This is a genomic window from Pseudomonas sp. 22085 (assembly GCF_052045815.1).
GTDB classification, from domain to species: domain Bacteria; phylum Pseudomonadota; class Gammaproteobacteria; order Pseudomonadales; family Pseudomonadaceae; genus Aquipseudomonas; species Aquipseudomonas glycinae.
Window position 1 is genome coordinate 26,992 of sequence record NZ_JBQEQA010000028.1, and the last position, 13,789, is coordinate 40,780.

The 13,789-nt window shown below is 61.3% G+C and carries 13 protein-coding genes; 8 read left to right on the plus strand and 5 right to left on the minus strand.

Features of this window, described 5'->3' with window-relative positions:
- Window positions 1–62: 62 nt before the first annotated feature.
- Window positions 63–908, plus strand: a complete 846-nt coding sequence (locus ACTJK7_RS26370) for a tyrosinase family protein (RefSeq protein ID WP_440780923.1) — start codon at window positions 63–65, stop codon at window positions 906–908.
- Between the two features lie 12 nt (window positions 909–920).
- Here the strand turns inward: ACTJK7_RS26370 and bkdR are convergent, their stop codons facing one another.
- Window positions 921–1,409, minus strand: a complete 489-nt coding sequence (bkdR, locus tag ACTJK7_RS26375) for a Bkd operon transcriptional regulator BkdR (protein WP_323151169.1) — start codon at window positions 1,407–1,409, stop codon at window positions 921–923.
- A 185-nt stretch (window positions 1,410–1,594) separates the two neighbouring features.
- Here bkdR and ACTJK7_RS26380 point away from each other — a divergent pair, with 185 nt between their 5' ends.
- The 5 genes from ACTJK7_RS26380 to ACTJK7_RS26400 all read left to right on the plus strand — a co-directional run bounded on the left by ACTJK7_RS26380 (window position 1,595) and on the right by ACTJK7_RS26400 (window position 7,805).
- Window positions 1,595–2,830, plus strand: a complete 1,236-nt coding sequence (locus tag ACTJK7_RS26380; protein ID WP_007965287.1) for a 3-methyl-2-oxobutanoate dehydrogenase (2-methylpropanoyl-transferring) subunit alpha — start codon at window positions 1,595–1,597, stop codon at window positions 2,828–2,830.
- 1 nt (window position 2,831) lies between these two features.
- Window positions 2,832–3,890, plus strand: coding sequence for an alpha-ketoacid dehydrogenase subunit beta (locus tag ACTJK7_RS26385; RefSeq protein ID WP_003224000.1), 1,059 nt, complete (start codon window positions 2,832–2,834; stop codon window positions 3,888–3,890).
- Window positions 3,891–5,171 carry a dihydrolipoamide acetyltransferase family protein gene (locus tag ACTJK7_RS26390; protein ID WP_440780922.1) on the plus strand — a complete coding sequence of 427 codons (1,281 nt, stop codon included), beginning with the start codon at window positions 3,891–3,893 and terminating at the stop codon, window positions 5,169–5,171. It abuts the gene before it with no gap.
- A gap of 4 nt (window positions 5,172–5,175) precedes the next feature.
- On the plus strand, window positions 5,176–6,549 hold the full coding sequence (lpdA, locus tag ACTJK7_RS26395) for a dihydrolipoyl dehydrogenase (RefSeq protein ID WP_108562597.1): 1,374 nt from the start codon (window positions 5,176–5,178) through the stop codon (window positions 6,547–6,549).
- Between the two features lie 236 nt (window positions 6,550–6,785).
- Window positions 6,786–7,805, plus strand: a complete 1,020-nt coding sequence (locus tag ACTJK7_RS26400) for a branched-chain amino acid aminotransferase (protein WP_064380561.1) — start codon at window positions 6,786–6,788, stop codon at window positions 7,803–7,805.
- A gap of 52 nt (window positions 7,806–7,857) precedes the next feature.
- Here ACTJK7_RS26400 and ACTJK7_RS26405 read toward each other — a convergent pair whose 3' ends face one another.
- Window positions 7,858–8,697 carry a TIGR03915 family putative DNA repair protein gene (locus ACTJK7_RS26405; protein ID WP_440780921.1) on the minus strand — a complete coding sequence of 280 codons (840 nt, stop codon included), beginning with the start codon at window positions 8,695–8,697 and terminating at the stop codon, window positions 7,858–7,860.
- The gene (locus tag ACTJK7_RS26410) at window positions 8,694–9,914 is read right to left on the minus strand and encodes a putative DNA modification/repair radical SAM protein (protein ID WP_440780919.1); all 1,221 of its coding nucleotides are present in this window, start codon (window positions 9,912–9,914) and stop codon (window positions 8,694–8,696) included. Before ACTJK7_RS26410 ends, ACTJK7_RS26405 begins: the two co-directional genes overlap by 4 nt.
- 262 nt (window positions 9,915–10,176) lie before the next feature.
- Between ACTJK7_RS26410 and ACTJK7_RS26415 the strand changes: the two genes are divergently transcribed.
- The gene (locus ACTJK7_RS26415; RefSeq protein WP_064380566.1) at window positions 10,177–10,920 is read left to right on the plus strand and encodes an SDR family NAD(P)-dependent oxidoreductase; all 744 of its coding nucleotides are present in this window, start codon (window positions 10,177–10,179) and stop codon (window positions 10,918–10,920) included.
- Here ACTJK7_RS26415 and ACTJK7_RS26420 read toward each other — a convergent pair.
- Window positions 10,917–11,678 (minus strand): ArsR/SmtB family transcription factor, encoded by a 762-nt coding sequence (locus tag ACTJK7_RS26420; RefSeq protein WP_323151167.1) that lies wholly within the window; start codon window positions 11,676–11,678, stop codon window positions 10,917–10,919. The two genes, ACTJK7_RS26415 and ACTJK7_RS26420, sit on opposite strands and share 4 nt — an antisense overlap.
- Before the next feature lie 79 nt (window positions 11,679–11,757).
- On the opposite strand from ACTJK7_RS26420, the gene ACTJK7_RS26425 reads away from it, so the two are divergent.
- Entirely contained in the window at window positions 11,758–12,858 is a 1,101-nt protein-coding gene (locus ACTJK7_RS26425) for a cytochrome P450 (protein ID WP_323151166.1), read from the plus strand.
- Here the strand turns inward: ACTJK7_RS26425 and dmeF are convergent.
- Window positions 12,855–13,787 (minus strand): CDF family Co(II)/Ni(II) efflux transporter DmeF, encoded by a 933-nt coding sequence (gene dmeF, locus ACTJK7_RS26430; RefSeq protein ID WP_041475578.1) that lies wholly within the window; start codon window positions 13,785–13,787, stop codon window positions 12,855–12,857. The two genes, ACTJK7_RS26425 and dmeF, sit on opposite strands and share 4 nt — an antisense overlap.
- Between the last annotated feature and the right edge of the window lie 2 nt (window positions 13,788–13,789).

The following is a 13,789-nucleotide window of genomic DNA, read 5'->3' on the forward strand; positions in this document are numbered from 1 at the left end:
GGGCGTAATCTCGGCCGACAGGCAGACTTCATGGGGTAATCAACCCATGGAGATTTGGCAATATGGATATTCGCCGCAACCACCGGGATCTATCCCGGGAGGAAAAAGCCGCCTTCATCAACGCGGTCCTGACGCTGAAAAACAACGTCAACAGCGTGCTGCGTCCCGGTCAGCAAAGCCGTTACGACGATTTTGTACAGATACACAAAAACTCAATGGGACGTGGCAATCCGCTCGCTCCCAACCCGCATCAAAGCCCCTTGTTTTATCCGTGGCACCGGGTTCTGATCCGCCAGTTCGAACTGGCGCTGCAGGCCGCCGCCGATGACCCTCGCATCACACTGCCCTACTGGAACTGGCAAATCGGCGGCGCCGACAATCCATTCACCTCGGACTTCATGGGCGGCAACGGTGACAATACCCAGAATCAGCTGGTGACCAGCGGACCCTTTTCCAATAACCAGTCGCCATTCATCGTCTCGGTATGGGACGAGGGTGTCGGTGATGCGGGCTTGCGTCGCAATCTCGGGGCTGCCGGCGCCTTGCCGTCACCAGAAACCGTCATCTCGGCCCTGAACAGAACGTCCTATTGGATGGAGCCGGGCGGTTGGGAAAACTTTTCCGAACGTGAACTGCACAATCCCGTGCATGCCTGGATCGGAGGCAACATGATGGAGGCATCCTCTCCCAATGACCCGATATTCTTCCTGCATCATTGTTATCTGGATCTGCTCTGGGAGCGCTGGAAACACCAGCATCCGAACGTTCCCTCTTTCCCGCAGGAGGAACTGAGCAACTCGACACTGGTCTTTCACCCCGAAAACGAACTCGCTCCGTGGCCTCAAAGCTTCACCATTGAGCAGACTCTTTTTACCGAAGAACTGGGTTATCGATATGAATACCTGTGAACGGCACCGGATTCAGTTGCCCAGCGTCAAACCGTTCGACGGCAGCGGCAATGCCGTCTTATAGCGCACCTGCTTGAGCGCAAAACTTGACCGAATGTTGGCCACGCCCGGCACCTTGGTCAGAAAGTCCATCATGAAGCGTTCGAGCGACTGAATGGTCGGCACCAGCACCCGGATCAAGTAGTCAGGGTCGCCGGCCATCAGGTAACACTCCATGACTTCAGGACGATCGGAAATGGCTTCTTCGAAATGCTGCAGCGCTTCCTCTACCTGCTTCTCGAGACTGACGTGGATAAACACGTTGACGTGCAGTCCCAGCAGGTCGGCATCGAGCAGGGTCACCTGCTCGCGGATCAGCCCCAGCTCCTCCATCGCCTTGACCCGGTTGAAGCACGGCGTCGGCGACAGATTGACCGAACGGGCCAAGTCGGCGTTGGTGATGCGCGCGTTCTCCTGAAGGCTGTTGAGAATGCCGATGTCGGTACGGTCCAGTTTGCGCATGAGACAAAACCACCTGCTTTTTATGTTTATGCAGAATTTCTATCTGCAAATGATCTTCAGCGCAACGAAACAGAGAGAAATATTCTTCTTGCCCGGGCCTATGATTGTTGTAGGACAAGATTTCTTTTATCGAAGAATGACTGCCAGCTCACTACAAGAAATTCACAAGATCGAGCGTAGAAGCCATGACCCAAGCGTATGAACCGCTGCGTCTGCACGTCCCTGAACCCTCGGGCCGCCCAGGCTGCAAAACCGACTTCTCCTACCTGCATCTGACCGATGCGGGCACGGTGCGTAAACCTTCCATCGACGTTGAACCCGCCGACACCGCCGACCTGGCCCGTGGCCTGATTCGCGTGCTCGACGACCAGGGCAACGCCCTCGGCCCATGGGCTGAAAACGTGCCGGTCGAGATCCTGCGCAAAGGCATGCGCGCCATGCTCAAGACCCGGATCTACGACAACCGCATGGTGGTTGCCCAGCGTCAGAAAAAAATGTCGTTCTACATGCAGAGTCTTGGTGAAGAAGCCATTGGCAGTGCCCAGGCCCTGGCCTTGAACATCGACGACATGTGCTTCCCGACCTACCGCCAGCAAAGCATTCTGATGGCTCGCGACGTACCGCTGGTCGACCTGATCTGCCAGTTGCTGTCCAACGAACGCGACCCGCTCAAGGGCCGTCAACTGCCGATCATGTACTCGGTCAAGGACGCAGGCTTCTTCACCATTTCCGGCAACCTCGCCACCCAGTTCATTCAAGGCGTGGGCTGGGGCATGGCCTCGGCGATCAAGGGCGACACCAAAATCGCCTCGGCCTGGATCGGCGACGGCGCCACCGCCGAATCGGACTTCCACACCGCCCTCACCTTCGCTCACGTCTATCGTGCGCCGGTGATCCTCAACGTGGTCAACAACCAGTGGGCGATCTCGACGTTCCAGGCCATCGCCGGTGGTGAAGCCACCACCTTCGCCGGACGCGGCGTTGGTTGCGGCATCGCCTCGCTGCGGGTTGACGGCAACGATTTCTACGCGGTCTACGCCGCCTCCGCCTGGGCTGCAGAACGCGCCCGCCGCGGCCTCGGCCCGACCATGATCGAATGGGTCACCTACCGCGCCGGCCCGCACTCGACCTCCGACGATCCGTCCAAATACCGTCCTGCGGACGACTGGAGCCACTTCCCGCTGGGCGATCCGATTGCCCGCCTGAAACAGCACCTGATCAAGGTTGGCCACTGGTCGGAGGAAGAGCACGCCGCCGTCAGCGCCGAGCTGGAAGCGGAAGTGATCGCCGCACAGAAACAGGCCGAGCAGTACGGCACCCTGGCCGGTGGCCAGATTCCAAGCGCCGCGACCATGTTCGAAGACGTCTACAAAGAGATGCCGGAGCACTTGAAGCGCCAGCGTCAGCAGTTGGGGATCTGACATGAACGATCACAACAACAATATTCAGTTGGAAACCGCCATGACCACAACCACCATGACCATGATCCAGGCCCTGCGCTCGGCCATGGATGTGATGCTTGAGCGTGACGACAACGTGGTGGTGTTCGGCCAGGACGTCGGCTACTTCGGCGGCGTGTTCCGTTGCACCGAAGGCCTGCAGACCAAGTACGGCACCTCGCGGGTGTTCGACGCGCCGATTTCCGAGAGCGGCATTGTCGGTGTCGCCGTGGGCATGGGCGCTTATGGCTTGCGTCCGGTGGCCGAGATTCAGTTCGCCGACTACGTGTACCCGGCGTCCGACCAGATCATTTCCGAAGCCGCCCGCCTGCGTTATCGCTCGGCCGGCGAGTTCACCGCACCGATGACCCTGCGCATGCCCTGCGGCGGCGGCATCTACGGCGGCCAGACCCACAGCCAGAGCATCGAGGCGATGTTCACTCAGGTCTGTGGTCTGCGCACCGTCATGCCGTCCAACCCGTACGACGCCAAAGGCCTGCTGATCGCCTCCATCGAAAACGATGACCCGGTGATCTTCCTCGAGCCAAAACGCCTGTACAACGGCCCGTTCGACGGCCACCACGACCGCCCGGTGACCCCGTGGTCGAAACACCCGCAAGCCCAGGTGCCGGACGGTTACTACACCGTGCCGCTGGACGTTGCCGCGATTACCCGTCCGGGCAAGGACGTAACTGTGCTGACCTACGGCACTACCGTGTACGTGTCGCAAGTCGCTGCTGAAGAAAGCGGCGTTGACGCTGAAGTCATCGACCTGCGCAGCCTGTGGCCGCTGGACCTGGAAACCATCGTCAAATCCGTGAAGAAAACCGGCCGTTGCGTCGTGGTTCACGAAGCCACCCGCACCTGCGGATTCGGTGCCGAGCTGGTGTCGCTGGTGCAAGAGCATTGCTTCCATCACCTGGAAGCGCCGATCGAACGCGTCACCGGTTGGGACACCCCCTACCCGCACGCGCAGGAGTGGGCGTATTTCCCTGGGCCGTCCCGAGTGGGCGCGGCGCTGAAACGGGTCATGGAGGTCTGAATGGGCACGCACGTTATCAAGATGCCGGACATCGGCGAAGGCATCGCAGAAGTAGAACTGTCGCAGTGGCACGTCAAGGTCGGCGATCTGGTCGTTGAAGATCAGGTGCTGGCGGACGTGATGACCGACAAGGCGATGGTCGACATTCCGTCGCCGGTCCACGGCAAGGTCATTGCGCTGGGTGGTCAGCCGGGCGAAGTGATGGCGGTCGGCAGTGTGCTGATCAGCATCGAGGTCGAGGGCGCCGGCAATCTGAAGGAGTCGGACAAACCGGCGTCTGTTGCGGCGAAAGAAACACCTGTCGCCCCCAAAATTGAAGCTGTCGTTGAAAGCAAACCTGCTGCCGCCGCTCCGCGTCCGGCGGCAGCCGCTTGCCAGGGCCCGATGGTTGCCCGCGAAGCCAATGAGCGCCCGCTGGCCTCGCCAGCCGTGCGCAAACACGCGCTGGATCTGGGCATTCAATTACGTCTGGTGCGCGGTTCCGGTCCGGCCGGTCGCGTGTTGCACGAAGACCTCGACGCCTATCTGGCGCAGGGTCAGTCCAATGCTTCGGCGCCGGTCGCCGCTGCGTACGCCCAGCGTAATGATGAAGAACAGATTCAAGTGATCGGCATGCGCCGCAAGATTGCCCAGCGCATGCAGGACGCCACCCAGCGTGCGGCACACTTCAGTTATGTCGAAGAAATCGACGTCACCGCGATTGAAGAACTGCGCGCCCATCTGAACGAAAAACACGGCGCGAGCCGTGGCAAGCTGACCTTACTGCCGTTCCTGGTGCGCGCACTGGTCGTCGCCCTGCGCGACTTCCCGCAGATGAATGCCCGTTACGATGACGAAGCCCAGGTCATCACCCGCCTCGGCGCGGTGCATGTCGGCGTCGCTACGCAAAGCGATGTCGGCCTGATGGTGCCGGTCGTGCGTCACGCCGAGGCTCGCAGCCTGTGGGACAGCGCGGCGGAAATTTCCCGTCTGGCCAACGCCGCGCGCAATGGCAAGGCCAGCCGCGATGAACTGTCCGGCTCGACCATCACTCTGACCAGCCTCGGCGCCCTTGGCGGCATCGTCAGTACCCCGGTGCTGAACCTGCCGGAAGTGGCCATCGTCGGCGTGAACAAAATCGTCGAACGTCCGATGGTCGTCAAAGGCCAGGTGGTGATCCGCAAGATGATGAACCTCTCCAGCTCCTTCGATCACCGCGTGGTCGACGGTATGGACGCGGCGCTCTTCATCCAGGCCATTCGTGGTCTGCTCGAACAACCCGCGACCCTGTTTGTGGAGTGATGGCATGCAATCTCTGAACACCACGCTGCTGATTATCGGCGGCGGTCCTGGCGGTTACGTGACGGCCATTCGTGCCGGGCAACTGGGCATTTCGACCATTCTGGTCGAGGGTGAATCGCTGGGCGGCACCTGCCTGAACATCGGCTGCATTCCGTCGAAAGCGCTGATCCACGTGGCCGAGCAGTTTCACCAGACTCAACATCACAACCAGCATTCGGCACTGGGCATCAGCGTTTCCGCGCCGACCCTCGACATCACTAAAAGCGTCGAGTGGAAGGACGGCATCGTTGATCGCCTGACCACCGGCGTCGCCGCGCTGCTGAAGAAGAACAAGGTTCAGGTCATCAACGGCTGGGCCAAGGTCATCGACGGCAAGACCGTGGAAGTCGGCGACACCCGCATCCAGTGTGAACATCTGGTGCTGGCCACCGGCTCGAAAAGCGTCAATTTGCCGATCCTGCCGATTGGCGGGCCGATCATATCGTCCACCGAGGCGCTGGCGCCGAAGTCGGTGCCGAAACACCTGATCGTGGTGGGCGGTGGTTACATCGGTCTGGAATTGGGCATTGCCTATCGCAAGCTCGGCGCCGAGGTCAGTGTGGTCGAGGCGCAGGATCGGATCCTGCCGGCCTACGACGCCGAACTGACTCAACCGGTGCACGACGCGCTGAAGCAACTGGGCGTGAAGCTCTACCTCAAGCACAGCGTGCTGGGTTTCGACGGCACGTTGCAGGTGCGCGATCCGAACGGCGACACGCTGAATCTGGAAACCGATCAGGTGCTGGTGGCCGTCGGTCGCAAACCCAACACCCAGGGCTGGAACCTTGAAGCGCTGAACCTGGACATGAACGGTTCGGCGATCAAGATCGACAGCCGCTGCCAGACCAGCATGCGCAACGTCTACGCCATCGGCGACCTGAGCGGCGAGCCGATGCTGGCCCACCGCGCCATGGCCCAGGGCGAAATGGTCGCCGAGCTGATCAGCGGCAAGACCCGCGAATTCAACCCGACTGCCATCGCTGCCGTGTGCTTTACCGACCCGGAACTGGTAGTCGTCGGCAAGACGCCGGACGAGGCCAAGGCGGCGGGACTTGAGTGCATCGTGTCGAACTTCCCGTTCGCGGCCAATGGCCGGGCGATGACCCTGGAATCGAAAACCGGCTTCGTGCGGGTGGTCGCTCGTCGGGACAATCATGTGATTGTCGGCTGGCAGGCGGTCGGTGTCGGGGTCTCGGAGCTGTCGACTGCGTTCGCGCAAAGCCTGGAAATGGGGGCGCGACTGGAAGACATCGGCGGCACCATCCATGCGCACCCGACCCTGGGTGAAGCGGTGCAGGAAGCGGCGTTGCGTGCGCTTGGGCACGCGTTGCACCTATAACTCTCGGTCGCAGATCGTTCCCACGCTCTGCGTGGGAATGCCTCCACGGACGCTCCGCGTTCGGCTGTTGGGACGCAGAGCGTCCCGGACTGCATTCCCACGCAGAGCGTGGGAACGATCAAAGGCAGAGATTTCGGGCTGCGAAACCGCTCAAGAATGAAGTATTGTTGTGCCCATCCAAAAAAACGTCAGAAGCCTTGAACCGCTTCGGCGGTTGTTCAGTGATAGAGGGTGTCATGGGTAACGAAAGCATCAACTGGGACAAGCTGGGTTTTGACTACATCAAGACCGACAAACGCTATCTGTCATACTTTCGCAACGGCGAGTGGGACAAAGGCACCCTGACCGAAGACAACGTGCTGCACATCAGCGAAGGTTCCACTGCCCTTCACTATGGCCAGCAATGCTTCGAAGGCCTGAAGGCCTATCGTTGCAAGGACGGCTCGATCAACCTGTTCCGTCCCGACCAGAACGCCGCGCGCATGCAACGCAGCTGCGCCCGCCTGCTGATGCCGCATGTGTCTACCGAGCAGTTCATCGAAGCGTGCAAGGAAGTGGTTCGCGCCAACGAGCGTTTCATCCCGCCTTACGGCACCGGCGGCGCGCTGTACCTGCGTCCGTTCGTGATCGGCGTGGGTGACAACATCGGCGTGCGTACCGCGCCTGAGTTCATCTTTTCGGTATTCGCGATCCCGGTTGGCGCCTACTTCAAGGGCGGCCTGACCCCGCACAACTTCCAGATCTCCAGCTACGACCGCGCCGCGCCACAAGGCACCGGTGCCGCCAAGGTCGGTGGCAACTACGCGGCCAGCCTGATGCCAGGCTCCCAGGCCAAGAAAGCGCACTTCGCTGACGCCATCTACCTGGATCCGCTGACCCACAAGAAGATCGAAGAAGTCGGTTCGGCCAACTTCTTCGGGATCACCCACGACAACAAGTTCGTGACCCCGAACTCGCCATCGGTACTGCCGGGTATCACCCGTCTGTCGCTGATCGAACTGGCCAAGTCCCGTCTGGGCCTGGAAGTGGTCGAAGGCGACGTATTCATCGACAAGCTGTCGGACTTCAAAGAGGCCGGCGCCTGCGGTACTGCGGCGGTGATCACCCCGATCGGTGGCATCAGCTACAACGACCACCTGCACGTATTCCACAGCGAAACAGAAGTCGGCCCTGTGACCCAGAAGCTCTACAAAGAGCTGACCGGCGTGCAGACCGGCGACGTCGAAGCGCCAGCAGGCTGGATCGTCAAGGTTTGACCTGACGGCCAGATGCACAAAAGCCCCCATCGAGTGATCGATGGGGGCTTTTTTATTCGTTTGGCTCGGTGGCCTTCATGGCAATCCGCTTGCCCGCGCGACCGGCAATCCCGCTCGCCTGTCCGTTCTGCTGCTTGCCCATTCGCGCCTGGGTAATCAATCCGGGAATCAGCTCTCCTTCCGGCAGGTTCTTCCAGAACCGCGTCGGCAAATGCCCTTGCATGACCTTCTCGTTCAACCGCGCCGGGTTGAAGATGTGGCTGTAGTACGTCAGCCACAAGTCACCGTGGGGGTCGTCGACGTTCTGCGCCAGTTGCTGCCACTCCAGCGGACACTGACGTTCATGGATCAGTTGTTCACCATCGTAATAAACCCCATCGCGGGGCGTGGCGATCAGCCAGCGATGCCGGCCCATGCGCCCGACGAAGTGTTCGCTGGCACTGTGCAGAATGTCGTGGGCCGGCTCGTGCCACGCGACGTATTGCGGGCCCGGCAGCTCTGCGGGGCGCTCGATGAAGCGCACGAACGCATGCAGATGATGGGCTTCGCGCTGCACCTGCTTGATCCGCCGCTGCAACTCGCTGCCCAGCTTGTCGCCGGCCATCATTGCCGTGCGGTCGCCGTGGCTGACTCGCCACAGCACTTCATACAGCAAACTCCAGCGCTGATCGCCACGGTATCGCGACGCTTGTTCCAGGGTGTCGAGCAACGCACGCGGAATCCGCGCCTGAAACGGCCCCTGTCCTTCGGGCACCGCTACGTCACTGGCAAACAGATCACTTACCCCTTCCGACGCCCAGCTCACCAGACTCGGATCGATTTCATGGCTGAGCAGCCAGCGCGCCTGTTGGCGCCAGGTGTCGAACAGGTCGTCGCAGTCGAGGTTGATCATCCCCACAGCCCCATCTGTTGCGGCATTGGTCGGTCGCGCAATTGCTGATAAAGCATCTGGCTGGTGACTTCCGCCTGCTGAGGGTGGTAATCGCTGGTGATGATGAACGGCTTGGCTTTGGCCAGCACACAGCGCATGCGCGCCACGTCTTCGTAGCGAATGCGCCGCTGCCGACGCAGTTCCACCAGACGTTCGGTGGTGCGCAAGCCGATGCCGGGGATGCGTGAAATCAACGCCGGTTCGGCGCGATTGAGATCCAGCGGAAACAGCTCGCGATTCTGCAGCGCCCAGGCCAGTTTCGGATCGATGTCCAGCGCCAGATTGCCGGGGCCCGTGAGCAACTCACCGGCGGTATAGCCATAACCGCGCAACAGAAAATCCGCCTGATACAAGCGGTGCTCGCGCATCAGCGGCGGTGCGGCCAACGGCACGCTTTTCGGGCTGTCGGGAATCGGGCTGAACGCCGAGTAATAGACCCGGCGCAGTCGGAAGTTGCCGTAGAGCGCCTGAGCGCTGTGCAGGATGGTGCTGTCGTCGGTGTCATCGGCACCGACGATCATCTGCGTGCTCTGCCCGGCCGGGGCGAACTTCGGGGCACGGGGTTCGTTGAGCACGGTCTGCACGCCGGTGTAGATCGTGTTCATCGCCTGCTTGATCGAGCCGATCTGCTTCTCCGGCGCCAGGGTTTGCAGGCTGGCATCGGTGGGCAATTCGATGTTGACGCTCAGGCGATCGGCGTAACGCCCGGCCTCTTCGATCAGAGCGGGATCGGCGTCAGGAATGGTCTTGAGATGGATGTAGCCACGGAACTCGTGCTCTTCGCGCAACAGCTTCGCGACGCGCACCAGTTGCTCCATGGTGTAGTCCGCCGAACGAATGATCCCCGAGCTGAGGAACAACCCGCTGACGCAATTGCGCCGGTAGAAGTCCAGGGTCAGTGTCACCACTTCCTCGGGCGTGAAACGCGCACGGGGCACGTCGCTGGAACGGCGGTTGACGCAGTATTGGCAGTCGTAGAGACAGAAGTTGGTCAGCAGAATCTTGAGCAGCGACACGCAACGCCCGTCCGGCGTGTAGCTGTGGCAGATGCCCATGCCATCGGTCGACCCCAGCCCGGTCTTGCCTTCGGAACTGCGCTTGGGCGCGCCGCTGCTGGCGCAGGAGGCGTCGTACTTGGCGGCGTCGGCGAGGATGCTGAGCTTGTCGATGATTTGCATGGCAGGCACTCGATACTGTTCACATATACAGTATAGAGAGCGGTTGGCTCATACAAGGCGCAACGCCGCTCTTCGTCGGAATGTCATGCCACAGCAGTCAGGTCAATTTGACTCAAGCGCAGTCAGATTGACTCGATGTAACAAAGGTCATAATGACTATCAAACCTGCGCAGCCCTTGATATTAAAGGCTCTCCGGCATGGCCCGAAAATTGACTGGTTCCCCGTAGCCATTTGGCTGAAGACCAAAAACGGGAGTCGAACATGGATCATATTTTTCAGGGCAAGATTGCCGTCATCACCGGTGCCAGTTCGGGCATAGGCCTGGCCGCTACCGAGCGTCTGCTGGATCAAGGCGCACGCGTGTTGGCCATGTCGCGAAAGCTCGGCCCACTGGCCGAACTGCTTGAGCGGTATCCGCAGCAACTGGTCTGGCATCCCGGCGATGTCACTCAAGCCTCTGACCTTGCCTCCTTGGCCGAGCAAGCTGCACACATCGGTCCGGTAAGCTTCGTGGTGCCCAACGCCGGTATCGCAGAACTGGCCGACGGACTCGACAGTTCGGCGTTCGATCGCCAATGGGCAGTGAACGGCGCCGGCGCCCTGAACACCTTGGCCGCCCTGCGCCCGCACCTTGCAGGCAAGGCGTCAGTGGTGTTCATCGGTACTTTTCTGGCCCAAATCAGTTTCGCGGGACTGGCCGCCTACATCGCGTCAAAAGCGGCGTTGATCGCCCATGCCCGAACCCTTGCGGTCGAGCTGGCACCCCATGGCGTGCGCATCAATTGTGTCTCCCCCGGCCCGACCGCAACGCCGATCTGGTCAACGCTGGGCCTGAGTGACGAAGCGCTCGGCGACGTCGCCCAAGGCGTCAACAAACGACTGTTGGGCGGACAATTCCTGGAACCTGCGGCGGTGGCCGACGTCATTCTTTTCCAGCTGGGCAATGGTGCTCGCGGCGTCATCGGTCAGGATTGGGTGGTCGATAGCGGATACACCTTGAGCTAACGCGCATGCAGCGATCCGGGCGTGGAATCCGTCAGCTGGCGGCCTGACGATTCCCGCCCGGCCCCAGGCAAAACCAGTCCCCAGCGCGACGCCAGTTCCCGACGCCCCTGCACCGTCAACGTCAGTGCCCGACTGTCCAGATCCTGCGTCACCCATTTGCGCTTCAACGCGGTCTGCAACAGCGACGCTCCAAGTGATCCACCCAGATGCGGCCGACGCATGCTCCAGTCCAGGCACGGGCAGGCAAAGCGACGGCGCATCGTCGACAGATCCTTGACCTCAATACCCAGCCCTTCAAAAAACGCCTCCCCGCTTTCACTGAGGCGATAAACCTGCTCGTCGGTTTCCACCAGCCATCCCGCCTCAAGCAGGCGGTCATGCAGCAACACCGCCAACGTTCCCGCCATGTGGTCGTAACAGGTACGGGCGAATTGCAAGCGATCCGGCGTGTGCGGTTTGAAGGCCGGCGCGGGGTTCTGTCCGATCACCATCAGCGCTTCGAGGGCCTGGGCCACACGCTTGTCGGCGAGGCTGTAATAACGATGGCGGCCCTGCACATGCAGGCGCACCAGCGCCAGGTCCTTGAGCTTGGCCAGGTGTGCGCTGGCGGTCGAGGCGCTGACGTCGGCGAGGCTCGCCAGCTCCGTGGCGGTGCGGGCGTGGCCGTCCATCAGCGAACACAGCATTTTGGTCCGCGCCGGTTCCGCGATGGCGGCGGCCACTTGCGAGACGCCGATGTCTTGATGTGCTGCGTGCATATTTCGCTCCCGGACGAATCATCGCCCTCAAGGACTGGAGATAGTAGCAACACTTTCCCCACCGACAAGGTTGCGATCCATGGACCCGATCATCGCGGCGTCTCACGCCGACCCCTACCCTTATTACGCCGAACTGCGCGCGGCGGGCGGGCTGACCTTTCATCACGGACTTAAACTGTGGGTTGCCAGCAGCGCCCGCGCGGTGTGCGCGGTGCTGGCGCATCCGGATTGCCGGGTGCGTCCGGTGCAGGAGCCGGTGCCCAAGGCGATTGCCGATGGCTTGGCGGGCGAGGTGTTCGGCCAGTTGATGCGCATGAACGACGGCGAGGCTCAGCGCTGCCCGCGTTCGGCCATCGAGCCGCCGCTGGGATTGATTGATCGGGAAGAAGTCAGCGATCTGGTGTCCGCGCGGTTGATCACGAACGATGCCGACGGCCTCTATAAAGCCATGTTTCGCGGCCCGGTGTGCGTGGTTGCATCGCTGCTCGGGTTCACCCCGGCGCAGGCGCGGGTCATCAGTGAACTGACGGCGGATTTCGCGGCGTGTCTGTCGTCGTTGAGCAATGACCTGCAACTGGCGGCAGCCCATCGGGCGGCGGAGCAATTGCGCGGATACTTCATCGAATTGCTGGCGAATCCGAATCCGTTTCTCGCCGACATTCGCCAGCGTTTTGTCGGCAATGAGGACGTGCTGCTCGACAACCTGATCGGCCTCTGTTCGCAGACGTTGGAGGCTACCGCCGGGTTGATTGGCAATGCGCTGGTGGCGCTACAGCGGCAGCCTGAATTACACAATGCGTCCTTAGATTCGCTGCTCGCCGAAGTCCAGCGTTTCGATCCCTCGGTACAGAACACCCGTCGATTTGTGGCGAACAGCTGCGAAATCGACGGCGTTCGGCTGGAAGCCGGCGACGTGATTCTGGTGCTGCTGGCCTCGGCCAATCGAGACCCGGCACTGAATGAAAACCCGGATTGCTTTATGCCGGTTCGCCCGAATCGCCGCAGTTTCACGTTCGGCAACGGTCGGCATCAATGTCCCGGACAGACGCTGGCAATGACGATCGCCAGCGCCACGCTCACCGAAATCCTCGCCCACAACATTGATCCGGGAAGATTCGCGTGGCACTACCGGCCTTCGCTGAATGGACGAATTCCGATGTTCAGCGAGGTGCAGCCTTAAGCGTTGCGCAATTCGATGGTCAGGTGCGAAAGCTCATGCACCGGCGCCAGGCGCTCACGGATCGCGTCGGCAGTCACGCCCGCCACCGCGACCACACTGACAATCGCCGCCCGCGCCTGCGGGCCGACCTGCCAAACGTGCAAATCGCTGATGCGCACATCATCGGAGGTTTCCAGCAGTTCGCGGATCTCCTCGGCCACGGGTTCATCGGTGGTGTCGAGCAACACGGCGGCGCTGTCACGCATCAGGTTCCAGGCCCATTTGGCGATGACAATGGAACCGACGATGCCCATCACCGGGTCCATCCACACCCAGCCCAGATAGCGCCCGGCCAGCAGCGCGGCAATCGCCAGCACCGACGTCAACGCGTCCGCCAGTACATGCACGTAGGCTGAACGCAGGTTGTTGTCGTGATGGTGGTGATGGCCATGATCGTGGCTGTGGTCGTGACTATGGCCGTGGTCGTGATGGCTGTGGTGACCGGCCAGCAAAAACGCGCTGAGCAGGTTGACGCCCAAGCCGACCACGGCGATCAAGGTTGCTTCGCCGAACGCCACACTGGTTGGCTGGAACAGACGGAAAACCGATTCCCCGGCAATCCCCAGCGACACCAGCCCCAGCACCATCGCCGAGGCAAAACCCGCCAGATCACCGACCTTGCCGGTGCCGAAACTGTAGCGTCGGTTGTTGGCGTTACGCCGGGCAAAACCATAGGCCGCCGCCGCGATGCCCAAGGCGCCGGCGTGGGTCGCCATGTGGAAACCGTCGGCCAGCAATGCCATGGAACCGGTGAGATAACCGGCGGCAATTTCGCCGATCATCATCACGAAAGTCAGCACCACCACCCACAGGGTGCGGCGGGCGTTTTCATCGTGCGAAGCACCGAGAAACTGATGGTTGTGGGAAAAGTCATCAACCTTGAGGGTCATGA